The organism is Streptomyces sp. NPDC020731, from assembly GCF_044334705.1.
Classification (GTDB): Bacteria; Actinomycetota; Actinomycetes; order Streptomycetales; family Streptomycetaceae; genus Streptomyces.
Genome location: NZ_JBIRTN010000013.1, coordinates 82,917 through 104,842, shown reverse-complemented (window position 1 = coordinate 104,842; position 21,926 = coordinate 82,917). Strand labels below are relative to the sequence as shown.

The window sequence follows — 21,926 nt, the reverse complement described above, 5'->3', positions numbered from 1 at the left end:
GCGTCCCCGTTTCGAACAGCCGCCCGTCCCCCCACCCAACGCCCACCACGACTCTCAATGGAGACAGGACGTGTCCCGTCAGGTGTTCCTCTACGACCAACCGGAACGTTTTGTGGCCGGTACGGTCGGACTGCCAGGGCGCCGTACGTTCTTCCTCCAGGCCTCCGCCGGCTCCCGGGTGACCAGCGTGGCCCTGGAGAAGACCCAGGTCGCGGCGCTCGCCGAGCGGATGGACGAACTGCTCGACGAGGTCGTACGCCGCAGCGGCGGCAGCGCCGCGGTGCCCGCGATGACGCCGGCCGAGACCACCGACAGCGCCCCGCTGGACACCCCCGTGGAGGAGGAGTTCCGCGTCGGCACCATGGCGCTCGCCTGGGACGGCGAGGAGCAGCGCATGATCGTCGAGGCGCAGGCCCTCGTCGAACTGGACGCCGACACCGAGGAGGACCTCGCCGAGGCCGAGGAGCGGCTGCTCCAGGACGAGGAGAACGGGCCCCCGATGCTCCGCGTCCGGCTCACCGGCGCGCAGGCCCGGGCCTTCGCCAAGCGCGCCCTCGACATCGTCAACGCCGGGCGGCCGCCGTGCCCGCTGTGCAGCCTCCCGCTCGACCCGGAAGGACACGTATGTCCGCGCCAGAACGGATACCGCCGCGGAGCGTGACGGCCGCCGACCCGGCCGCCGCGATGCTGCTCGCCGAGGGCGGGCTGACCGTGCGCGGGCGCATCCGTGAGGCGTCGAACGCGGCGCTGTACTGCACCGTGACGTACGAGGGCCGGGAAGCCGCGTGCGTCTACAAGCCGGTCGCCGGGGAGCGGCCCCTGTGGGACTTCCCCGACGGCACGCTCGCCGGGCGCGAGGTCGCCGCCCACGCGGTCTCCGAGGCGACCGGCTGGGGCCTCGTGCCGCCCACCGTCCTCCGCGACGGCCCCTATGGCGAGGGCATGTGCCAGCTGTGGATCGAGACGGCGCCCGGTGCGGAACTCCTCGCCCTGGTCGACGGTGAGGAACCGGAACCGGGCTGGAAGGCGATCGGCTTCGCCGAGGTCGGTGAGGGCCGCACCGCCCTGCTCGTGCACGCCGACGACGAGCGGCTGCGCCGGCTCGCGGTCCTCGACGCGGTGATCAACAACGCCGACCGCAAGGGCGGCCATCTGCTGCCCACCGCGGAGGGCCGGCTGTACGGCATCGACCACGGAGTCACCTTCAATGCCGAGGACAAGCTCCGCACCCTGTTGTGGGGCTGGGCGGGGGAGCCCCTGACCGCGGAGGCGCTGGACGTCCTCGAGGGCCTCAGGACGGCCCTCACCGGCACCGGCGCCCTCACCACCGCCCTGACCCCCCTCATCACCCCCGCGGAGATCGACGCCACCCGCGCACGCGTCGAGGCCCTCCTCTCCACCGGCACCCACCCACAGCCGGCCGGCGACTGGCCGGCCATCCCCTGGCCCCCGGTCTGACGGCACCGCGAGCACGCCGGACGGCGCGGCGCAAGAGGGCCTTCCCGGTCATCCGGCCCGCTCCCGTTCGTATTCCGAACCGCGGTCCGGTTAGGCTCATGACATGCATGCCTGGCCCGCTTCCGAGGTCCCCGCCCTGCCCGGTCAGGGCCGCGACCTGAGGATCCACGACACCGCGACCGGGGGTCTGATCACCTCCGACCCCGGTCCCGTCGCCCGTATCTACGTCTGCGGCATCACCCCCTACGACGCCACCCACATCGGACACGCGGCGACCTACAACGCGTTCGACCTCGTGCAGCGCGTGTGGCTCGACACCAAGCGGCAGGTTCACTACGTCCAGAACGTCACGGACGTCGACGACCCGCTGCTGGAGCGGGCCGAGCGGGACGGCCTCGACTGGGCCGAGCTCGCCGAGCGCGAGACCGCGCTGTTCCGCGAGGACATGACGGCCCTGCGGATGCTGCCCCCGCGGCAGTACATAGGCGCCGTGGAGGCGATACCCGGCATCGTCCCGCTCGTCGAACGGCTGCGCGACCTCGGTGCGACCTACGAGATCGAGGGCGACGTCTACTTCTCCGTCGAGTCCGACCCGCACTTCGGCCAGGTCTCGAACCTCGACGCCGCCGCCATGCGGCTGCTGTCCGCCGAACGTGGCGGCGACCCGGAGCGTCCGGGCAAGAAGAACCCCGTCGACCCGATGCTCTGGATGGCCGCCCGCGAGGGCGAGCCGAGCTGGGACGGCGGCTCCCTCGGCCGGGGCCGCCCCGGCTGGCACATCGAGTGCGTGGCCATCGCCCTCGACCACCTCGGCATGGGCTTCGACGTCCAGGGCGGCGGCTCCGACCTGGTCTTCCCGCACCACGAGATGGGCGCCTCCCACGCCCAGGTGCTCACCGGCGAGTTCCCCATGGCCACGGCGTACGTCCACGCCGGCATGGTCGCCCTGCACGGCGAGAAGATGTCCAAGTCCAAGGGCAACCTGGTCTTCGTGTCCCGGCTGCGGCACGACGGCGTGGACCCGGCGGCGATCCGGCTGGCGCTGCTCGCCCACCACTACCGCGCCGACTGGGAGTGGACCGACCAGGTCCTCCAGGACGCGGTGACCCGCCTTGCCCACTGGCGTGCCGCGGTCTCCCGTCCCGACGGTCCGCCCGCCGAGGCGCTGGTCGAGGAGATCCGGGAGGCGCTCGCCAACGACCTGGACGCCCCGGCCGCGCTGGCCGCCGTCGACCGCTGGACCGTGCTCCAGGAGGAGAGCGGCGGCACGGACACCGGCGCGCCCGGCGTCGTCTCCCGCGCGGTGGACGCGCTGCTCGGCGTGGCACTGTAGCCGGACGCGACAACGAAGGGGCGCCCCGTTCCGGAACGGGGCGCCCCTTCGTGCGGTCCTCTCGGTCAGTCCTCCGACGACTCGTCGCCGCCCGGGTCCGAGTCCGGGCCCGGGTCGGAGTCCGTCTCCGGCTTCGGCGGCTTCGGCGGGCGGGTGCGCCCGCCCGGGCCCTCCCGCCGGTACGACGTACCGTCCGAGCCGTCGGCGGTGGCATGCCCGCCGGGCGGACCCGACGCCCCGTCACGACGCCGCAGGTAGCGCTCGAACTCGCGGGCGATCGCCTCGCCCGACGCCTCCGGCAGCTCCGCGGTGTCCCGGGCCTCCTCCAGCGTCTGGACGTACTCGGCCACCTCGCTGTCCTCCGCGGCCAGTTGGTCCACGCCCACCTGCCAGGCACGCGCGTCCTCGGGCAGTTCGCCCAGCGGGATCCGCACGTCGATCAGGTCCTCCAGGCGGTTGAGGAGGGCCAGCGTGGCCTTCGGGTTGGGCGGCTGCGACACGTAGTGCGGAACCGCCGCCCACAGCGACACCGCGGGCACGCCCGCGTGCGCGCACGCCTCCTGGAGGATGCCGACGATGCCCGTGGGGCCCTCGTACTTGGTCTCCTCCAGATCCATGCGGCGGGCCAGGTCGGGGTCGGACGTGGTCCCGCTGACCGGGACCGGCCGGGTGTGCGGGGTGTCACCGAGCAGCGCGCCCAGCACGACCACCAGCTCCACGCCGAGTTCGTGCGCGAAGCCGAGGATCTCGTTGCAGAACGAACGCCACCGCATGGACGGTTCGATGCCGCGGACCAGCACCAGGTCGCGCGGCTTCTCGCCGCCGACCCGGACCACCGACAACCGCGTCGTCGGCCAGGTGATCCTGCGGACCCCGCCGTCCATGAACACCGTGGGACGGTTCACCTGGAAGTCGTAGTAGTCCTCGGCGTCCAGCGCCGCGAACACCTCGCCCTTCCACTCCCTGTCCAGATGCGCGACCGCGGTGGAGGCGGCGTCACCGGCATCGTTCCAGCCCTCGAACGCGGCCACCATGACCGGGTCGACCAGCTCGGGAACCCCCTCGAGCTCGATCACCCAGCGCCTCCTTCCGACGTGCCCTCGCGTACGCCCCAACCTTACGGCGTGCCCACGGGGCGCCCGCAGCCCCCTCACGAGGGGAGTGCCCCCATCACTGCCCCGCCGGGCACCGGGAAACACCCTTCGGCGAGCCGGGAGCCCCGGGGCGGAAGGAGGCGTTCACAGCGTGGACCGCAGCCACTGTTCCACGCTCGCGATGTGCACCGTCGACCAGGACCGCGCCGCCTCCGCGTCCCGGTCCCGCAGGGCGGCGAGGATGGCCCGGTGCTCGCGCAGGGTGCGGCCGACCGCGTCCTCCTGGGTGAGCCCGCGCCAGATCCGGGCCCGGGTGGTGGGACCCGACAGGCCGTCGAGCAGGGAACACAGCACGGAGTTGCCGGAGCCGCGCACGATGCCCCGGTGGAACTCCAGGTCGGCGGCGACCAGGTCCTCCACCGACGGCTCGTCGCCGAGCTTGTCCAACTGATCCGACAGCGCGTCCAGTTGCTCCTCGTCGATCCGGGTGGCCGCGAGGGCCGTCGCGGCCGGCTCCAGGATGCGGCGTACGGCGAGGAACTCCAGGACCGTGTCGTCGCGGTGGAAGTCGACGACGAAACTCATCGCCTCCAGCAGGAGTTGCGGATCGAGACTCGTGACGTAGGTGCCGTCGCCCTGCCGTACGTCCAGGATGCGGATCAGCGACAGGGCGCGCACCGCCTCGCGCAGCGAGTTGCGGGACAGCCCCAGCCCGGCCGCCAGCTCGCTCTCCTTGGGCAGCCGGGCGCCGGGACGCAGCGCGCCCGAGACGATCATTCCCTTGATCTTCTCGATCGCCTCGTCGGTCACTGTCATACCGCGCCTCCCTGCGGACCAGACCTCCGATGTATCCAGCCCATTATGTACGGGTCAGGGGCGGCTCCGTCGGCGCGGAGCCGCCCCTGACCCGGTAACGGCTCCCGTGCGGGGGGAGCCGGGGGAGTGGCGGTCACTTCTTGTCGAGCAGGTCCTGCACGTCGGCGCGGACCTGGTCCGTGGCCAGGCCCCGGATCGTCAGGGTGGTGCGGCGGCGCAGCACGTCGTCCGCGGTCTCGGCCCACTCGTGGTCCCGGGCCCAGACGACCTGCGCCCAGATCTCCGGGGCGTCCGGGTGCACGCGCTGTGCCAGCGCCGGGTCGTCGTTGGCCAGCCGGGCGATGTCGAAGGCCAGCGAACCGTAGTGGGTGGCCAGGTGCCTGGCGGTGTCCGCCGCCATGCGCGGGCCGGGGGCCGGGCCGTCCACCAGCAGTCGGTGGGCCACCGCGCGGGGGTTGGCCACGCCCGGCAGCGGCAGCTTCTTCGGCAGCGAGGCGATCGGCTCGAAGTCGTCGCCCAGCGGATGGCCGGGCAGCGCCTGGAGCTTCTGCATCACCGTACGGCCGATGTGGCGGAAGGTGGTCCACTTGCCGCCCGCGACGGACAGCATCCCGCCCCGGCCCTCGGTGACGACGGTCTCCCGCTTGGCCTTGGCCGTGTCCCCGGGGCCGCCGGGCAGCACCCGCAGCCCCGCGAAGGCGTAGGTGATCAGGTCACGGTCGAGCTGCTGGTCGCGGATGGAGAACGCGGCCTCGTCGAGTATCTGCGCGGTGTCCTTCTCGGTGACCGCGACGTCCGCCGGGTCGCCCTCGAACTCCTCGTCGGTGGTGCCGAGCAGCAGCATGTCCTCCCAGGGGAGGGCGAAGGTGATCCGGTACTTGTCGATCGGCGTGGCCAGCGCGGCCTTCCAGGGGGAGGTCCGCTTCAGGACCAGATGCGCGCCCTTCGACAGCCGGATGGACGGCGCGGCGTCGGGGTCCTCCATACGGCGCAGGTGGTCGACCCACGGGCCGGTCGCGTTGAGCACGAGCCGGGCGTTCACCCCGAACTCGTCGCCCGTCAGACGGTCGCGCAGCTCGGCACCGGTGACCCGGCCCCGGGTGAAGCGCAGGCCCGTCACCTCGGCGTGGTTGAGGACGACCGCGCCGGACTCGGCCGCCGCGCGGACCGTCATCAGTGCCATGCGCGCGTCGTTCATCTGGTCGTCGCCGTACACGGCCACGGCCTTGAGGTTGTCGGTGCGCAGCTCCGGCACGTCCTGCGCGGCCTTGGCCGGCGAGAGCAGGTGCCCGACGCCGTCGCCGAAGGCGGACAGCGCCGAGTACGCGAAGACACCGGCGCCGAGCTTCGCCGCGCCGTGCGGCCCGCCCTTGTACACGGGGAGGTAGAACGTGAGCGGGTTCGCCAGGTGGGGGGCCACCTGGCGGGAGACCGCACGGCGCTCGAAGTGGTTCTCCGCCACCAGCTTCACCGCGCCGGTCTGCAGGTAGCGCAGACCGCCGTGGAGCAGCTTGGAGGAGGCGGAGGAGGTGGCGCCGGCGAAGTCGCCGGCGTCCACCAGGGCCACCCTGAGGCCGGACTGCGCGGCGTGCCAGGCGGTGGATATGCCCAGGATGCCGCCGCCGATCACGAGAAGGTCGTACGACGCCTTGGAAAGCTGCTCCCGGGTCTCGGCGCGGCTCGGGTTCGAGCCGGAGGCCGGGTGCGTCCCCAGGGCAGGCACGGACTGCAGGGTGGACTGGGTGGTCATGGCGGTTCTTACTCCTCGTCCTCGAGCCAGCCCATGGTCCGCTCGACGGCCTTGAGCCAGCTCTTGTACTCACGGTCGCGGGTCTCCGCGTCCATGCGGGGGGTCCACTCGGCGGCCCGCCGCCAGTTGGCGCGCAGGTCGTCGGTGCTGTTCCAGAAGCCGACGGCGAGGCCGGCGGCGTAGGCGGCACCGAGGCAGGTGGTCTCGGCGACCATCGGGCGCACCACGGGGGCGTCCAGGAAGTCCGAGAGCGTCTGCATCAGCAGGTTGTTGGAGGTCATGCCGCCGTCGACCTTGAGGGCGGTCAGCTCCACGCCGGAGTCCTTCGTCATGGCGTCCGCGATCTCCCGCGTCTGCCAGGCGGTGGCCTCCAGCACGGCGCGCGCGAGGTGCGCCTTGGTCACGTACCGGGTGAGGCCGGCGATCACACCGCGGGCGTCGGAGCGCCAGTACGGGGCGAACAGGCCGGAGAAGGCCGGCACGAAGTAGGCGCCGCCGTTGTCCTCGACCGACAGGGCGAGGGTCTCGATCTCGGCGGCGGTGGAGATCAGGCCCATCTGGTCGCGCATCCACTGCACCAGCGAACCGGTGACGGCGATCGAGCCCTCCAGGGCGTAGACCGTGTCCTGGTCGCCGATCTTGTAACCGACCGTGGTCAGCAGCCCGCTGTAGGAGTTGATGATCTTGTCACCGGTGTTCATCACCATGAAGGTGCCGGTGCCGTACGTCGACTTGGTCTCGCCCTCGGAGAAGCAGGTCTGGCCGAACAGGGCCGCCTGCTGGTCGCCCAGCGCGGAGGCGACCGGGATGCCGCCGAGCAGCTCGCCCAGCCGGCCGCCCGTGATCTCGCCGTAGACCTCGGCCGAGGAACGGATCTCGGGCAGCATCGTCAGCGGGACGCCGATGGACTCGGCGATCTTCTCGTCCCACTGCATGGTGTGCAGGTTCATCAGCATCGTGCGGGACGCGTTGGTGACGTCGGTGACGTGGTGGCCGCCGTCCACGCCGCCGGTCAGGTTCCAGATGACCCAGGTGTCCATGGTGCCGAAGAGGATGTCGCCCGCCTCGGCGCGCTCCTTGAGGCCGTCGACGTTGTCGAGCAGCCAGCGGGCCTTGGGACCGGCGAAGTAGGAGGCCAGCGGAAGGCCGGTCTCGCGGCGGAAACGGTCCTGGCCGACGTTGCGGCCGAGCTCGCGGCACAGGGCGTCGGTGCGGGTGTCCTGCCAGACGATGGCGTTGTGGACCGGCTCACCGGTGTTCCTGTCCCACAGCACGGTCGTCTCGCGCTGGTTGGTGATGCCGATGGCCTTGATGTCGTCACGGGTGATGCCGGCCTTCTCGATGGCCCCGGCGACGACCTCCTGGACGTTGGTCCAGATCTCGGTGGCGTCGTGCTCGACCCAGCCGGGCTTGGGGAAGATCTGCTCGTGCTCCTTCTGGTCGACGGAGACGATGCGCCCGTCACGGTCGAAGACGATGCAGCGGGAGGAGGTGGTGCCCTGGTCGATGGCGGCGATGAACGGGCCGGCGGTGTGGGCGTCGGTCACTGTGTGCTCCTGGGGGTTCCTTGGTTACGGGGCAGTACGTACGGCGCTGCTGCGGCATTCGGCATGTGCGGCCTACGCGAAGGCGACGTTGTAGAGGCCGGCCGCGAGGGCGCCGCCGATCAGCGGGCCGACCACCGGGATCCAGGCGTAGGACCAGTCGGAGCCGCCCTTGTTGGGCAGCGGCAGCAGGGCGTGCACGACGCGCGGGCCGAGGTCACGGGCCGGGTTGATGGCGTAACCGGTCGGGCCGCCCAGCGACAGACCGATGGAGACGACGACGAGCGCCGTGATCAGACCGCCCAGCACGCCCAGGCCGTTGCCCGCGTCGTTCAGGCCCTGGGTGAGGATGGCGAGCAGCAGCACGAAGGTGCCGACGATCTCCGTGGCGAGGTTCTGCACCGTGTGCCGTATCTCCGGACCGGTGGAGAAGACGCCGAGCACCGGGCCCGCGCCCTTCTCCTGCGCCTCGACCGCCTTGGCGGCGGTGGCCTGCGCGCCCGGGCCGCCGACGATCTCCTTGTCGGTGAGGTGGGCCAGGAACTGGCCGTAGTAGGCCACCCAGACCAGAGCCGCACCGATCATCGCGCCGAGGAACTCTCCGGCGAAGTAGGTCGGAACGTTGCCCCACTCGCCGTCCTTGATGGCGAGCGCCACGGTGACGGCGGGGTTGAGGTGGGCGCCGGAGAGCGGACCGGCGATGTACACCGCCGTCATGACGGCGAAACCCCACCCGAAGGCGATGGCGAGCCAGCCGGCGTTACGGGCCTTGGAGGCCTTCAGGGTCACGGCGGCGCAGACGCCGCCGCCGAGCAGGATGAGTATGGCGGTACCGATGGTCTCGCCGATGAAGATGTCGGAGCTGGACACCCGCGACTCCTTTGTCCTTCGTCCAGGGAAGCCGACCCCCGGGTCCCACCGGGGATTGGCGCCCTCAGGGTGAGAGCGATGCCGGCCCTTGGCGTTGTCACACTCTAACTCGTATTGCCGGTAGGTGTTCGACAATGCCGACCGATGGACGGGAGTCTTTCCCGGCACCTCGCGGGCGTCAAGAGTTTGGTTATCGAAAACGCGATCGTTATTGATCGCCCCGAGTTATCGATCTTCGCGACGGTTGTGCCGGCTCGCACCCGGTATGTCCGCCCCGGGGCATGGCTGTGACCGGAACGCCGAACGGCATCCCGGTCTCCTTCGCGTTCCGCTCAGAACCGCCCGGCGCCCAGGTCCCGCGACACCGCGCGGGCGCAGTCCCGTACCGCCGCGATCAGTTCGGGCCGCAGTTCGCCGTCCCGGCGCAGCCGCTCCACCGCCCCCGTGATGCCCACCGCGCCCACCGGCATGCGCCGCCGGTCGTGGATGGGGGCGGCGACGGCGGCGACACCCTCCCAGGTCTCCTCCACGTCCGCCGCGTAGCCACGCGCGCGGATGAGGTCGAGGATGCGCTCGAAGGCGTCCGGATCGCACACCGTGCGGTCGGTGAAGGCCGTGCGGTCGGCCTCCAGCGCCTCGCTGTGGGCCACCGGGTCGTAGGCCGACAGCACCTTGCCCAGGGCCGTGGAGTGCAGCGGCTGCATGGCCCCTATCTCCAGGACCTGCCGGCTGTCGTCCGGCCGGAAGACGTGGTGCACGATCAGTACGCCCCGCTGGTGCAGCACGCCGAGATAGACGCTCTCGCCGCTGGAGCGGGCCAGGTCGTCCGTCCACACCAGGGCGCGTGCCCGCAGCTCGTGCACGTCGAGATAGGTGGTGCCCAGGCGCAGCAGCTCGGCGCCCAGCTGGTAGCGCCCGGAGGCGTCGTCCTGCTCGACGAATCCCTCCTGCTGGAGGGTGCGCAGTATGCCGTGGGCGGTGCCCTTGGCGAGGCCCAGCGACGAGGCGATGTCCGACAGGCCGAGCCGTCGCTCGCCACCCGCGAGCAGCCGCAGCATCGCCGCCGCCCGTTCGAGCGACTGGATGTTCCGTGCCATCGCCGTACTGCCTCCGTCCCCTTCGGCCGTCGACCCGCGACGCGCCGCTGCCGCCGTTCGGCAATGTCGAACACTACCGGTCGATGTCGACCTCTCGCTAATGGTCGGACGTGATCGGCTCCGCCGCTCGTACTCCGTACGCCGGCCGTCGGCCATCATCGTCCGCCCCGTGGACGCCCTGAACATCAGGGAGCGGTCCCGGATACTCTGGCGAGGTGCGCCCAGCCGGGGACGCTCCGTGAGGGGATTCCCGGGCAGCCGCAAAGCCGACAGCCGTCGCACCCAGAGGGAGCCCCTTTCATGGCCTCGTTGCCGCTGACCCCTTCCGCCGACAGCCGGACCCGTGTGTCCGCCCTCCGTGAGGCGCTCGCCACCCGGGTGGTGGTCGCAGACGGAGCCATGGGCACCATGCTCCAGGCCCAGGACCCCACGCTCGAGGACTTCCAGAACCTCGAGGGCTGCAACGAGATCCTGAACCTGACGCGCCCGGACATCGTCCGTTCCGTCCACTCCGAGTACTTCGCCGCCGGAGTCGACTGCGTCGAGACGAACACCTTCGGCGCCAACCTCACCGCCCTGGGCGAGTACGACATCCCGGAGCGCGTCGCCGAACTGTCCGAGGCGGGCGCCCGCATCGCCCGCGAGGCGGCCGACGAGTACGCGGCGCGGGACGGCCGTACCCGCTGGGTGCTGGGCTCGATGGGACCCGGCACCAAGCTGCCCACCCTCGGCCACACCACCTTCGCCGCCATCCGGGACGCCTACCGGCAGAACGCCGAGGGCCTGCTCGCGGGCGGCGCGGACGCGCTGCTGGTGGAGACGACCCAGGACCTGCTGCAGACCAAGGCCTCCGTGATCGCCGCCCGCCGCGCGATGGAGACCGCCGGGTTCGAGGTCCCGCTGATCGTGTCGGTCACGGTCGAGACCACCGGCACCATGCTGCTCGGCTCCGAGATCGGTGCCGCGCTCACCGCGCTGGAACCGCTGGGCATCGACATGATCGGCCTGAACTGCGCCACCGGCCCGGCCGAGATGAGCGAGCACCTGCGCCACCTGGCCCGCCACTCCCGCGTCCAGCTGTCCTGCATGCCCAACGCCGGCCTGCCGGAACTCACCAAGGACGGCGCCCGCTACCCGCTCTCTCCGGGAGAGCTGGCGGACGCCCAGGAGAACTTCGTCCGCGACTACGGACTGTCCCTGGTGGGCGGCTGCTGCGGCACCACGCCCGAGCACCTGCGGCAGCTCGTGGAGCGGGTGCGCGACCTCGCGCCGACGGAGCGCGACCCGCGCCCGGAACCCGGCGCCGCCTCCCTCTACCAGACCGTCCCCTTCCGTCAGGACACCTCCTACCTGGCGATCGGTGAGCGGACGAACGCCAACGGGTCGAAGAAGTTCCGCGAGGCGATGCTCGAGGGCCGCTGGGACAACTGCGTGGAGATGGCCCGCGAGCAGATCCGCGAGGGCGCGCACATGCTGGACCTGTGCGTGGACTACGTGGGCCGTGACGGCGTCGCCGACATGGAGGAACTGGCCGGACGTTTCGCCACCGCCTCCACCCTGCCCATCGTCCTGGACTCCACCGAGGTCGACGTCATCCGGGCCGGGCTGGAGAAGCTCGGCGGCCGCGCGGTGATCAACTCGGTGAACTATGAGGACGGCGCAGGACCCGAGTCCCGGTTCGCCCGCGTCACCCGGCTGGCCCAGGAGCACGGTGCCGCGCTGATCGCGCTGACCATCGACGAGGTGGGTCAGGCCCGCACCGCCGAGAAGAAGGTCGAGATCGCCGAGCGGCTGATCGACGACCTGACCGGCAACTGGGGCATCCGCGAGGAGGACATCCTCGTCGACTGTCTGACCTTCACCATCTGCACCGGCCAGGAGGAGTCCCGCAAGGACGGCCTGGCCACCATCGAGGGCATCCGCGAGCTGAAGAGGCGCCACCCGAAGGTGCAGACCACGCTGGGCCTGTCGAACATCTCCTTCGGCCTCAACCCGGCCGCCCGCATCCTGCTGAACTCGGTCTTCCTCGACGAGTGCGTCAAGGCCGGCCTGGACTCGGCGATCGTGCACGCGTCGAAGATCCTGCCCATCGCCCGCTTCAGCGAGGAAGAGGTCCGCACGGCGCTGGACCTGATCCACGACCGGCGCCGCGAGGGCTACGACCCGCTGCAGAAGCTCATGCAGCTGTTCGAAGGCGCCACCGCCAAGTCGCTCAAGGCGGGCAAGGCCGAGGAACTGGCCGCGCTGCCCCTGGAGGAGCGCCTCAAGCGCCGCATCATCGACGGTGAGAAGAACGGCCTCGAGCCCGACCTGGACGAGGCCCTGAAGACCCGCAGGGCCCTCGACATCGTCAACGACACCCTCCTGGACGGCATGAAGGTGGTCGGCGAGCTGTTCGGCTCCGGCCAGATGCAGCTGCCGTTCGTGCTCCAGTCCGCCGAGGTGATGAAGACCGCCGTGGCGCACCTCGAGCCGCACATGGACAAGACCGACGAGGCCGGCAAGGGCACCATCGTGCTGGCCACCGTGCGCGGCGACGTGCACGACATCGGCAAGAACCTGGTCGACATCATCCTGTCGAACAACGGCTACAACGTCGTCAACCTGGGCATCAAGCAGCCGGTCTCCGCGATCCTGGACGCCGCCGACGAGCACAGGGCCGACGTGATCGGCATGTCCGGGCTGCTGGTGAAGTCCACGGTGATCATGAAGGAGAACCTGGAGGAGCTCAACCAGCGCGGCCTGGCCACCGACTACCCGGTGATCCTCGGCGGCGCCGCCCTCACCCGCGCCTACGTCGAGCAGGACCTGCACGAGATCTACCAGGGCGAGGTCCGCTACGCCCGCGACGCCTTCGAGGGCCTGCGCCTGATGGACGCCCTCATCGGCATCAAGCGCGGGGTGCCCGGTGCCCAGCTGCCCGAACTGAAGCAGCGCCGGGTCCGCGCGGCCACCGTGGAGATCGAGGAGCGGCCCGAGGAGGGGCACGTCCGCTCCGACGTCGCCACCGACAACCCGGTCCCCACCCCGCCCTTCCGGGGCACCCGCGTCGTCAAGGGCATCCAGCTCAAGGAGTACGCGAGCTGGCTCGACGAGGGCGCCCTGTTCAAGGGCCAGTGGGGTCTGAAGCAGGCCCGCACCGGCGACGGGCCGACCTACGAGGAGCTGGCCGAGACCGAGGGCCGGCCCAGGCTGCGCGGACTGCTCGACCGGCTCCAGACGGAGAACCTGCTGGAGGCGGCCGTGGTCTACGGCTACTTCCCGTGCGTCTCCAAGGACGACGACCTGATCGTCCTGGACGAGCAGGGCAACGAGCGCACCCGCTTCACCTTCCCGCGCCAGCGCCGCGGCCGCCGGCTGTGCCTGGCGGACTTCTTCCGCCCGGAGGAGTCCGGCGAGACCGACGTGGTGGGCTTTCAGGTGGTCACGGTCGGATCGAGGATCGGCGAAGAGACCGCCCGGATGTTCGAGGCCAACTCCTACCGCGACTACCTGGAGCTGCACGGGCTCTCCGTGCAGCTGGCGGAGGCCCTCGCCGAGTACTGGCACGCGCGCGTGCGCTCCGAACTCGGCTTCGCGGGCGAGGACCCGGCCGCGATGGAGGACATGTTCGCCCTGAAGTACCGGGGCGCCCGCTTCTCCCTCGGCTACGGAGCCTGCCCCGACCTGGAGGACCGCGCCAAGATCGCCGCCCTGCTCGAACCCGAACGCATCGGTGTGCAGCTCTCCGAGGAGTTCCAGCTGCACCCCGAGCAGTCCACGGACGCCATCGTCATCCACCACCCGGAGGCCAAGTACTTCAACGCCCGCTGAGGCTCCACCAGCCACACCGGGCGTTCGCGGCCCGTACGACGTACACTGGTCGGTCCACCGCAGGCCGGTTCCCCTCGTGGGAACCGGCCTGGTCGTCCCTGTGAAGGAGGTACGTGGATGACCAGTACGGTCCCCGCGCTCGGAACCCCAACGGCCGAGGGTTCGGCCCTGCAGGCCGTGTTCCTCGACATGGACGGCACCCTGGTGGACACGGAGGGCTTCTGGTGGGACGTCGAGGTCGAGGTCTTCGCCTCCCTCGGCCACACCCTCGACGACTCCTGGCGCCATGTCGTGGTCGGCGGCCCCATGACCCGCAGCGCGGGGTTCCTCATCGAGGCCACCGGTGCCGACATCGGCCTCCCCGAACTGACGGTGCTGCTCAACGACGGCTTCGAGGACCGCATCGACCACGCCCTGCCGCTGATGCCGGGCGCCGCGCGGCTGCTCGCCGAACTGTCCGAGTACGGGATCCCCACGGCGCTCGTCTCCGCCTCCCACCGGCGCATCATCGACCGGGTGCTGACCACGCTGGGCCCCCGGCACTTCGCGCTGTCGATCGCCGGCGACGAGGTACCGCGCACCAAGCCGCACCCCGATCCGTATCTCGCGGCCGCCGCCGGGCTCGGTGTGGACCCCGTACGGTGCGCCGTCGTCGAGGACACCGTGACCGGTGTCGCCGCCGCCGAGGCGGCGGGCTGCCAGGTCGTCGCGGTCCCCTCGGTGGGTCCGATCACCCCGGCCGCCCGGCGGACGGTCGTTCCCTCCCTGGAAGTCGTGGACCTGACATTCCTGCGCGGTGTGATGACGGAAATGCGCTAGGCGTTCACCCAGCGCAATGGTGTTACCGCCGGAATTCCCGCCACTCGGCTTCACGGGCCCGGGCGCATGCGCCCGAAAGAATTCGACCCGCTTGTCGGTGGCCGAATTCCGGTGCCGTCGAGCCCGTTTTCACATGTGAGGTTCACCACATGGGAGGGGGTCGACAACGATGTCCACCTGTGCCTTCACCCTCCTTTGGGAGGTCGCCGGTGCGCCTTTGTGTCCCGATTCATGAGAAGCTGCACCAATCCTTCCCCGGTCGCCTTTACCGGTGCGTTCACACCCGGTTCCACTGCGTGATGTGCCTTCAACTCCGGCGGCCGCGAACCCTCCTGCGGGCGCGGACTAATGTCATCGCGAGAACCTCGCCCCCATCCCTGTGATCCGCTGCAACAACCCCCGCATGCCGGATACACGGAGTCGACAGTCCTGGAGAAACTCGAGCATGAACCGCAAGACTTTGGTGCTGGCGGCCGCGATGGGCCTGCTCGCGCCGGTGCTCGCCGCCTGCGGCGACACCGAGGGCGGGAGCGGAGACGGCGACGCGATCGTCGTGGGCACCACGGACCGGTTCACCGCATCCAAGGAGGACGGCCCCGCGCCCCTCGACCCGGCCTGGGCCTATGACGTCGGTACCTGGAACATCCTGCGGCAGACCGTGCAGACCCTGATGGTCCAGCCCCGGGGCGACGGCGAGCCGGTGCCCGAGGCCGCCGAGTCCTGCGGATTCACCGACGCCGGCAACGAGCGCTACAGCTGCACCCTGCGTGACGGCCTGAAGTTCTCGAACGGCGACGAGGTCACCGCGGAGGACGTGAAGTTCTCCATCGAGCGCGCCCTCGACATCAAGGGCGACAGTGGTGTGTTCGCGCTGCTGTCCACCATCGACACCGTCGAGACGCAGGGCGACCGCGAGGTGATCTTCCACCTCAAGAGCGCCGACGCCACCTTCCCGTACAAGCTGTCCACTCCGGTCGCGGGCATCGTCAACCCGGACGACTACGAGAAGAACAAGCTGCGCGAAGGCTTCGAGATCGACGCCTCCGGCCCGTACACCCTCGAGGGCAAGGTCGAGGACGGCACGATGGTCAGTGCCACCTTCACCAAGAACCCCTCCTACAAGGGCGCGCTGGAGGTGAACAACGACAAGGTCGAGATGGTCTCCTACGACAGTGCCGAGGCCATGGGCGAGGCGCTGGAGAAGGGCGACATCGACATGGCGACCCGCACCATGTCGCCGGAGCAGATCCAGGAGCTCGGCACCGCCACCGACGACGAGATCGAGGTGGTCGAGTCGCCCGGTCTGGAGATCCGGTACCTGGCGTTCAACACCGAAGCCCCCACGGTGAAGGACAAGGCCGTCCGCCAGGCGATGGCCCAGGTCATCAACCGCGGCGAGCTGGTCGGCAACGTCTACGGCTCCCAGGCCGAGCCGCTGTTCTCGCTGGTCCCCGCCGGCGTCACCGGTCACACCAACGCGTTCTTCAACACGTACGGCGACCCGAGCGTGGCCAAGGCCCGCGCGGCGCTGGAGGAGGCCGGCGTCAGCACCCCGGTGAAGCTGACGCTGCACTACACGCACGACCACTACGGCCCCGCCGCCAAGACGGAGTTCGAGCAGCTGAGCAAGCAGCTCAACGACAGCGGTCTGTTCGAGACCGACATCAAGAGCGAGACCTGGAACAAGTTCAAGACCGCTGCTCAGAACGAGAAGTACGACGTCTACGGCATGGGCTGGTTCCCCGACTTCCCGGACGCCGACGCCTTCACCGCCCCCTTCCTCGACAAGGACAACTTCCTCAGCTCGCCCTACGCCAATTCCAAGATCATCAAGGAGCTGATCCCCGAGTCGCGCCGCCAGGCCGACCGGCTGTCCGCCTCCGACAGCCTCGCCGAGATCCAGAACATCGTCGCCGACGAGGTCCCGCTGATCCCGCTGTGGCAGGGCAAGCAGTACGTCGCCGCACGCGACGGCGTCACCGGCACCGCCTACGCGCTCAACTCCTCCTCGACTCTCCAGCTGTGGGAGCTCGGGCGCGGCGTCAGCGAGTGACGAAACCGCATGGAACCGGACCGGTCGCACGGTCCGGGCAGTAAGAACGACAAGGCACAGCACGCACAGCACGTGAAGGTGCGTAACCCGTGGCCGGTCCTGCCCGTCGTGGCGGGGCCGGCCACCGGCCTGCCGACCGGATGTGGCACCCGGAGCGGCGACACGGGGGCCGACGGTTCCGACGTCGTGGTGGGGATGTCCGACGACGTCCTGTCCACCGACCCCGCCTCCGGCCACGACCCCGGCTCATGGCCGCTGTTCAACAACGTCTTCCAGTCGCTTCGCCCAGTACGAGAGAGGACATCGCGGCCGGCGAGTACGGCGTCCACGTCAAGGGCTGGGTGCCCGACCACCCGGACGCCGAGAACTTCACCGGGCCCTTCTTCGGCGAGGGCAACGTGCCGGACAACGACTACGACGGCGGCACCGTCACCGAGTCGCTCCTCCCACGCGCGGCCGCCCGGAGCGACCGCTCCGCCACCGACGGGGAGTTCGGCCGGATCCAGGACGTCCCCGTCCTCGGTCCGGCAGGCCAAGCAGTACGCGGTCGTCCAGGACGGCGTGTACGGCCTGGAGTACCGCCTCGACGCCTCGACCGTCTTCCGGTTCTGGGAGCTGAGCAAGAGCCGGCGCCGTACCGATGCGACGGGGGCGCCCTCCCCGTCGGGGAGGGCGCCCCCGTCGCATCATGGCTGTCGGGCTACTGCGCGCCGGGGCGCACCAGCCCGCTCTCGTAGGCGTACACCGCCGCCTGCACCCGGTCGCGCAGCCCCAGCTTCGTCAGCACATGACCGACGTGCGTCTTGACGGTGGTCTCGCTGACGAACAGGTCGGCGGCGATCTCCGCGTTGGACAGCCCGCGCGCCACCAGCTTCAGCACCTCGACCTCACGCTCGGTCAGCGTGTGCAGCGTGTTCGGCACCGGCTCGTCACCGGACGGCAGATGCGTGGCGTACTTGTCCAGCAGCCGGCGCGTGATGCTCGGCGCGAGCATCGCCTCCCCGGCGGCCACCACACGGATCGCCTGCACCAGCTCGTTGGCCGGGGCGTCCTTCAGCAGGAAACCGCTGGCCCCCGCCTTCAGGGCCTCCACCACGTACTCGTCGAGATCGAACGTCGTCAGCACCAGCACCTTCGCCGGCCCGTCCCGCTCGGGCCCGGTGATCTGCCGGGTCGCCTCCACCCCGTCCATCCGCGGCATGCGGATGTCCATCAGCACCACATCGGGCTGCAGCGCCCGCACCTGGTCCAGGGCCTGGAGGCCGTCTCCGGCCTCGCCGACGACCGCGATGTCCTGCTCGGCCTCCAGAATCATCCGGAACCCGGTACGCAGCAGCGGCTGGTCGTCGACCAGTAGGACGCGGATGGCCACCTGAGTCTCCTTCGCTAGTCCGGCCCCATTCTGCCCTGTTGGGCCCCGCCGGACTCAGGCGCCCTCACCGGGAGGGGGTACGGCGGGGGAGTGCCGCCGAACTCCGGGCAGTGCGCCTGGTGGTCGCACCAGCCGCACAGCTTCGTGGGGCGAGGGCGCCAGACACCCGTCTCGGTCGCCAGCCGGATCGCGTCCCACAGCGCGAGCAGCTTGCGCTCCACCCGCTCCAGATCCGCGAGCACGGGGTCGTAGGTCAGCACGTCACCACTGCCGAGGTACACCAGCTGGAGACGGCGCGGGATCACCTTCTTCAGCCGCCACACCACCAGGGCGTAGAACTTCATCTGGAACAGCGCGCCCTCGGCGTACTCCGGCCGGGGCGCCTTGCCCGTCTTGTAGTCGACGATCCGCACCTCGCCGGTCGGCGCGACGTCCACCCGGTCGATGATGCCGCGCAGTCTCAGTCCGGAGTCCAGCTCCGCCTCGACGAACAGCTCCCGCTCGGCGGGCTCCAGCCGGCTCGGATCCTCCAGTGAGAACCACCGCTCGACCAGCCTCTCCGCCTCCGCCAGCCAGCGCGCCAGCCGCTCGCCCTCCGGATCGTCGGCGAACAGCTCCACGACCTCCGGCCTGGTCTCGCGCAGCCGGTCCCACTGACCCGGGACCAGCGACTTCGCCCGGGGCGCGGTGCGCTCGGCGGCCGGGGCGTCGAAGAGGCGCTCCAGCACCGCGTGCACCAGCGTGCCCCTGGTCGCCGCCTCGCTCGGCTTCTCCGGCAGCCGGTCGATGACCCGGAACCGGTACAGCAGCGGGCACTGCATGAAGTCACTCGCACGTGAAGGGGACAGCGAGGCGGGCGGTATGGCGGCCGTGTCCGCTCGCACGCCCACGGTGACCGGGCCGCCGCCGGCCGGCTCCTCGCCCTCGATGCTCGTCTCCATGCCACAGACCTTACGGCCCGCCGCTGACAGAGCGTGCGCCGCCGGCGGCACGGAGGGGACGGGGCGGGGAGGGCCGAGGCGCCCGCGCCCCGCACTCCCTCCAGCGGGCCGATCGCGCCCCGGTCCGAGGACGCACACCCCCGGCACGACCCCGAACCGCCCACCGGCCGCAGGCGCTACGCGTGACGGCGGGGAGGGAAGGGGAAGGAGGGGAGGAGGGGAGGAGACAGGGTGCCGGGGCGGAACGTGCGGCGCAGGCCGCATACCATCGACACGAGACCCTCCCGTCCGGCAGGCGCGGGAGACGCAGCGAACGAGGGGACACCGGTGGACGTAAGCGGCGGGCGCGGACAGCCGCGACCCGGCAACGACGAGACGCCCGACCACACGGGCCCTCGGCCTCCGACCACCCCCGAGCCCGGCCACCCCACCGACGGCCCCGCGGACAGGCCTGCCGACGACCGACCCGACGGCGCCCCCGCCCACCCGCGCCCCCCGGCCGCCGATCCAGGCGCACCCTCCGCCTCCCCCCAGCCGGGCCCTCCCGGCGGTACCGCGGCCGACGGCACCCGTACCGGTCCCCGGACACCGGCCGCCGAGCCGTCCGGCGGGTCCTCCCCGCCCGCGGGCGGGCCGAGCGGTGGGCGTGGCGGGGGGCGACCGCCGGCTCACTCCGGTGCCGGTCGGGCGTCGCGGCCGCAGGAGAAGCAGCGGGGCGGACTGCTGATGGGGCGCCCGTTCGGAGTGCCGGTGTACGTGGCACCCAGCTGGTTCCTCGTCGCCATCCTCATCACCTGGGTGTTCGGCGGACAGATCGACCGCGTGCTGCCCGAGCTCGGCGCCGTCAGCTACCTCGTCTCCCTGTTCTTCGCGGTCGCCTTCTACGCCTCCGTACTCATCCACGAGCTCGCCCACACCCTCGCCGCCCTCCGCTTCAAACTCCCGGTGCGCCGCATCCAGCTCCAGTTCTTCGGCGGCGTCTCCGAGATCGAGAAGGAGGCCGAGACCCCCGGCCGCGAGTTCGTGCTGGCCTTCGTCGGCCCCCTGCTCTCCCTCGTCCTGTCCGGCCTCTTCTACCTCGCGCTGCTGGCCGTCGACCCCAGCAGCGTCCCCGGCGTCCTGCTGGCCGGCCTGATGATCTCCAACCTCATCGTGGCCGTCTTCAACCTCCTGCCCGGTCTCCCCCTGGACGGCGGCCGCATGCTCCGCGCCGTCGTCTGGGCGATCAGCGGCAAGCCCATGACCGGCACCATCGCCGCCGCCTGGGTCGGCCGCGCCCTCGCCGTCGCCGTCCTGATCGGCCTCCCGCTGCTCACCCAGTCCGGCGCCCTCGGCTCGGACGCCGTGGACAACGTGGGCATGGACACCGTCCTGGACGCCCTGCTCGCCGCCATCCTCGCCGCGATCATCTGGACCGGCGCCGGCAACAGCCTGCGCATGGCCCGGCTGCGTGAACACCTCCCCGAGCTGCGCGCACGCAACCTCACCCGCCGCGCGGTGCCCGTCGAGACCGACACACCCCTCTCCGAGGCCCTGCGCCGGGCCAACGCCGCCGGCGCCCGCGCCCTGGTCGTCGTGGACCCCGACGGCGTCCCCCTCTCCCTGGTCCGCGAGGCCGCCATCGTCGGCGTACCCGAACACCGCCGCCCCTGGGTACCCGTCGGCGGACTCGCCCAGGACCTCACCGACGGCATGCACGTCTCCGCCGAGCTCGCAGGAGAGGACCTCCTGGACACCCTGCGCGCGACCCCGGCCACCGAGTACCTGGTGGTCGAGGACACGGGCGAGATCTACGGCGTCCTGTCCGCGGCCGACGTCGAGCGCGCCTTCGTGAAGGCGATGGCGCGGCCCAGCTGAACCCCCGCCCGCACCGGCAGTGGTCGGTGCCCCCTCCAGGGACGGGTAGGCTGTTCACATGTCCGAACCGACCGGTGCCGCCCGCAGGCGCGGGCCCTTCAAGGTCGGGGACCAGGTTCAGCTGACCGACCCCAAGGGCCGCCACTACACGTTCACGCTCGAGGCCGGGAAGAACTTCCACACCCACAAGGGTTCCTTCCCCCACGACGAACTGATCGGCGCTCCCGAGGGCAGCGTTGTCCGCACCACCGGGAACGTCGCCTACCTCGCGCTGCGCCCCCTGCTCCCCGACTACGTCCTGTCCATGCCCCGCGGGGCAGCCGTCGTCTACCCGAAGGACGCGGGGCAGATCCTCGCCTTCGCCGACATCTTCCCCGGCGCGCGCGTCGTCGAGGCCGGCGTCGGCTCCGGCTCGCTCAGCAGCTTCCTGCTGCGTGCCGTCGGCGACCAGGGCATGCTGCACTCCTACGAGCGCCGCGAGGACTTCGCCGACATCGCCCGGCAGAACGTGGAGCGCTACTTCGGCGGCCCGCACCCCGCCTGGCAGCTCACCGTCGGCGACCTCCAGGACAACCTGTCCGACACCGACGTCGACCGCGTCATCCTCGACATGCTCGCCCCCTGGGAGTGTCTGGAGGCCGTCTCCAAGGCGCTCGTCCCCGGCGGCATCCTGTGCTGCTACGTCGCCACCACCACCCAGCTCGCCCGGACCGTCGAGTCCATCCGCGAGATCGGCTGCTTCAACGAGCCGACCTCCTGGGAGACGATGATCCGCAACTGGCACATCGAGGGCCTGGCCGTCCGCCCGGACCACCGGATGATCGGCCACACCGGCTTCCTGCTCACCGCCCGCCGCCTCGCCGACGGTGTCGAGCCGCCCATGCGCCGACGCCGCCCCGCCAAGGGCGCCTACGGCGAGGACTACACGGGCCCCAACGCCGACGCGGGCGCCGCCCGCTGACGCGGCCCGCCACCCCCCGCAACGGACAGGCGCCCGGGGGGGCGGGGCCCCCCCCCCCCGGGGCCCCCCCCGCCGGCCGGTGGGCCCGCGCCCCGGCCCCCCGGCCCGGCGGGGCAAACCCTCCCCCGGGCCCCCCCCCCCGACCCCC

17 protein-coding genes are annotated in these 21,926 nt (G+C 71.3%); 9 read left to right on the top strand and 8 right to left on the bottom strand.

Going from position 1 to position 21,926, the window contains the following annotated elements:
• Window positions 1-70 precede the first annotated feature (70 nt).
• The 3 genes from ACH4VX_RS21155 (at window position 71) to mshC (ending at window position 2,791) form a co-directional block, all read left to right on the top strand.
• Window positions 71-661: a DUF3090 domain-containing protein gene (locus ACH4VX_RS21155; RefSeq protein WP_398369051.1), complete on the top strand. Its 591-nt coding sequence runs from the start codon at window positions 71-73 to the stop codon at window positions 659-661.
• On the top strand, window positions 625-1,458 hold the full coding sequence (locus tag ACH4VX_RS21150) for an SCO1664 family protein (RefSeq protein WP_398369050.1): 834 nt from the start codon (window positions 625-627) through the stop codon (window positions 1,456-1,458). The genes ACH4VX_RS21155 and ACH4VX_RS21150 overlap by 37 nt, the downstream gene beginning before the upstream one ends.
• 103 nt (window positions 1,459-1,561) lie before the next feature.
• A complete protein-coding gene (gene mshC, locus ACH4VX_RS21145; RefSeq protein WP_398369049.1) occupies window positions 1,562-2,791 on the top strand; it encodes a cysteine--1-D-myo-inosityl 2-amino-2-deoxy-alpha-D-glucopyranoside ligase in 1,230 nt (409 codons plus the stop codon).
• 65 nt (window positions 2,792-2,856) lie between these two features.
• On the opposite strand, the gene ACH4VX_RS21140 is transcribed toward mshC, so the two are convergent.
• From ACH4VX_RS21140 to ACH4VX_RS21115, 6 genes are all read right to left on the bottom strand, one after another.
• Window positions 2,857-3,867 carry a PAC2 family protein gene (locus ACH4VX_RS21140; RefSeq protein WP_398369047.1) on the bottom strand — a complete coding sequence of 337 codons (1,011 nt, stop codon included), beginning with the start codon at window positions 3,865-3,867 and terminating at the stop codon, window positions 2,857-2,859.
• 162 nt (window positions 3,868-4,029) lie between these two features.
• Window positions 4,030-4,701: a FadR/GntR family transcriptional regulator gene (locus tag ACH4VX_RS21135; protein WP_398369045.1), complete on the bottom strand. Its 672-nt coding sequence runs from the start codon at window positions 4,699-4,701 to the stop codon at window positions 4,030-4,032.
• A gap of 133 nt (window positions 4,702-4,834) precedes the next feature.
• Window positions 4,835-6,451, bottom strand: a complete 1,617-nt coding sequence (locus ACH4VX_RS21130) for an FAD-dependent oxidoreductase (RefSeq protein WP_398369043.1) — start codon at window positions 6,449-6,451, stop codon at window positions 4,835-4,837.
• A gap of 8 nt (window positions 6,452-6,459) precedes the next feature.
• A complete protein-coding gene (gene glpK, locus ACH4VX_RS21125) occupies window positions 6,460-7,998 on the bottom strand; it encodes a glycerol kinase GlpK (protein WP_398369042.1) in 1,539 nt (512 codons plus the stop codon).
• A gap of 72 nt (window positions 7,999-8,070) precedes the next feature.
• A complete protein-coding gene (locus ACH4VX_RS21120; RefSeq protein ID WP_398369040.1) occupies window positions 8,071-8,865 on the bottom strand; it encodes an MIP/aquaporin family protein in 795 nt (264 codons plus the stop codon).
• A gap of 332 nt (window positions 8,866-9,197) precedes the next feature.
• Window positions 9,198-9,962, bottom strand: a complete 765-nt coding sequence (locus tag ACH4VX_RS21115) for an IclR family transcriptional regulator (protein WP_398369038.1) — start codon at window positions 9,960-9,962, stop codon at window positions 9,198-9,200.
• Window positions 9,963-10,262: 300 nt separating this feature from the next.
• Here ACH4VX_RS21115 and metH point away from each other — a divergent pair, with 300 nt between their 5' ends.
• The 4 genes from metH to ACH4VX_RS21095 all read left to right on the top strand — a co-directional run bounded on the left by metH (window position 10,263) and on the right by ACH4VX_RS21095 (window position 17,384).
• Entirely contained in the window at window positions 10,263-13,775 is a 3,513-nt protein-coding gene (gene metH / locus ACH4VX_RS21110) for a methionine synthase (protein WP_398369036.1), read from the top strand.
• A gap of 117 nt (window positions 13,776-13,892) precedes the next feature.
• Window positions 13,893-14,594: an HAD family hydrolase gene (locus ACH4VX_RS21105; RefSeq protein ID WP_398369035.1), complete on the top strand. Its 702-nt coding sequence runs from the start codon at window positions 13,893-13,895 to the stop codon at window positions 14,592-14,594.
• Between the two features lie 445 nt (window positions 14,595-15,039).
• Window positions 15,040-16,647 carry an ABC transporter substrate-binding protein gene (locus ACH4VX_RS21100; RefSeq protein ID WP_398369033.1) on the top strand — a complete coding sequence of 536 codons (1,608 nt, stop codon included), beginning with the start codon at window positions 15,040-15,042 and terminating at the stop codon, window positions 16,645-16,647.
• Window positions 16,648-16,895: 248 nt separating this feature from the next.
• The gene (locus ACH4VX_RS21095; protein WP_398369031.1) at window positions 16,896-17,384 is read left to right on the top strand and encodes a hypothetical protein; all 489 of its coding nucleotides are present in this window, start codon (window positions 16,896-16,898) and stop codon (window positions 17,382-17,384) included.
• On the opposite strand, the gene ACH4VX_RS21090 is transcribed toward ACH4VX_RS21095, so the two are convergent.
• Entirely contained in the window at window positions 17,348-18,019 is a 672-nt protein-coding gene (locus ACH4VX_RS21090) for a response regulator (RefSeq protein ID WP_398369030.1), read from the bottom strand. The genes ACH4VX_RS21095 and ACH4VX_RS21090 overlap by 37 nt on opposite strands.
• Window positions 18,020-18,033: 14 nt before the next feature.
• Window positions 18,034-18,960 (bottom strand): RecB family exonuclease, encoded by a 927-nt coding sequence (locus ACH4VX_RS21085; RefSeq protein ID WP_398369028.1) that lies wholly within the window; start codon window positions 18,958-18,960, stop codon window positions 18,034-18,036.
• A 327-nt stretch (window positions 18,961-19,287) separates the two neighbouring features.
• Between ACH4VX_RS21085 and ACH4VX_RS21080 the strand changes: the two genes are divergently transcribed.
• The gene (locus ACH4VX_RS21080; RefSeq protein ID WP_398369024.1) at window positions 19,288-20,817 is read left to right on the top strand and encodes a site-2 protease family protein; all 1,530 of its coding nucleotides are present in this window, start codon (window positions 19,288-19,290) and stop codon (window positions 20,815-20,817) included.
• 58 nt (window positions 20,818-20,875) lie between these two features.
• Window positions 20,876-21,778 (top strand): tRNA (adenine-N1)-methyltransferase, encoded by a 903-nt coding sequence (locus ACH4VX_RS21075; protein WP_398369023.1) that lies wholly within the window; start codon window positions 20,876-20,878, stop codon window positions 21,776-21,778.
• Window positions 21,779-21,926 lie beyond the last annotated feature (148 nt).

Coding starts and splice junctions, on each gene's coding strand:
- ACH4VX_RS21075 (WP_398369023.1), top strand. CDS start 20,876: ATGTCCGAACCGACCGGTGCCGCCCGCAGGCGCGGGCCCTTCAAGGTC.
- ACH4VX_RS21100 (WP_398369033.1), top strand. CDS start 15,040: ATGAACCGCAAGACTTTGGTGCTGGCGGCCGCGATGGGCCTGCTCGCG.
- ACH4VX_RS21095 (WP_398369031.1), top strand. CDS start 16,896: ATGGCCGCTGTTCAACAACGTCTTCCAGTCGCTTCGCCCAGTACGAGA.
- ACH4VX_RS21135 (WP_398369045.1), bottom strand. CDS start 4,701: ATGACAGTGACCGACGAGGCGATCGAGAAGATCAAGGGAATGATCGTC.
- ACH4VX_RS21105 (WP_398369035.1), top strand. CDS start 13,893: ATGACCAGTACGGTCCCCGCGCTCGGAACCCCAACGGCCGAGGGTTCG.
- ACH4VX_RS21115 (WP_398369038.1), bottom strand. CDS start 9,962: ATGGCACGGAACATCCAGTCGCTCGAACGGGCGGCGGCGATGCTGCGG.
- metH (WP_398369036.1), top strand. CDS start 10,263: ATGGCCTCGTTGCCGCTGACCCCTTCCGCCGACAGCCGGACCCGTGTG.
- ACH4VX_RS21085 (WP_398369028.1), bottom strand. CDS start 18,960: ATGGAGACGAGCATCGAGGGCGAGGAGCCGGCCGGCGGCGGCCCGGTC.
- ACH4VX_RS21130 (WP_398369043.1), bottom strand. CDS start 6,451: ATGACCACCCAGTCCACCCTGCAGTCCGTGCCTGCCCTGGGGACGCAC.
- mshC (WP_398369049.1), top strand. CDS start 1,562: ATGCATGCCTGGCCCGCTTCCGAGGTCCCCGCCCTGCCCGGTCAGGGC.
- ACH4VX_RS21150 (WP_398369050.1), top strand. CDS start 625: ATGTCCGCGCCAGAACGGATACCGCCGCGGAGCGTGACGGCCGCCGAC.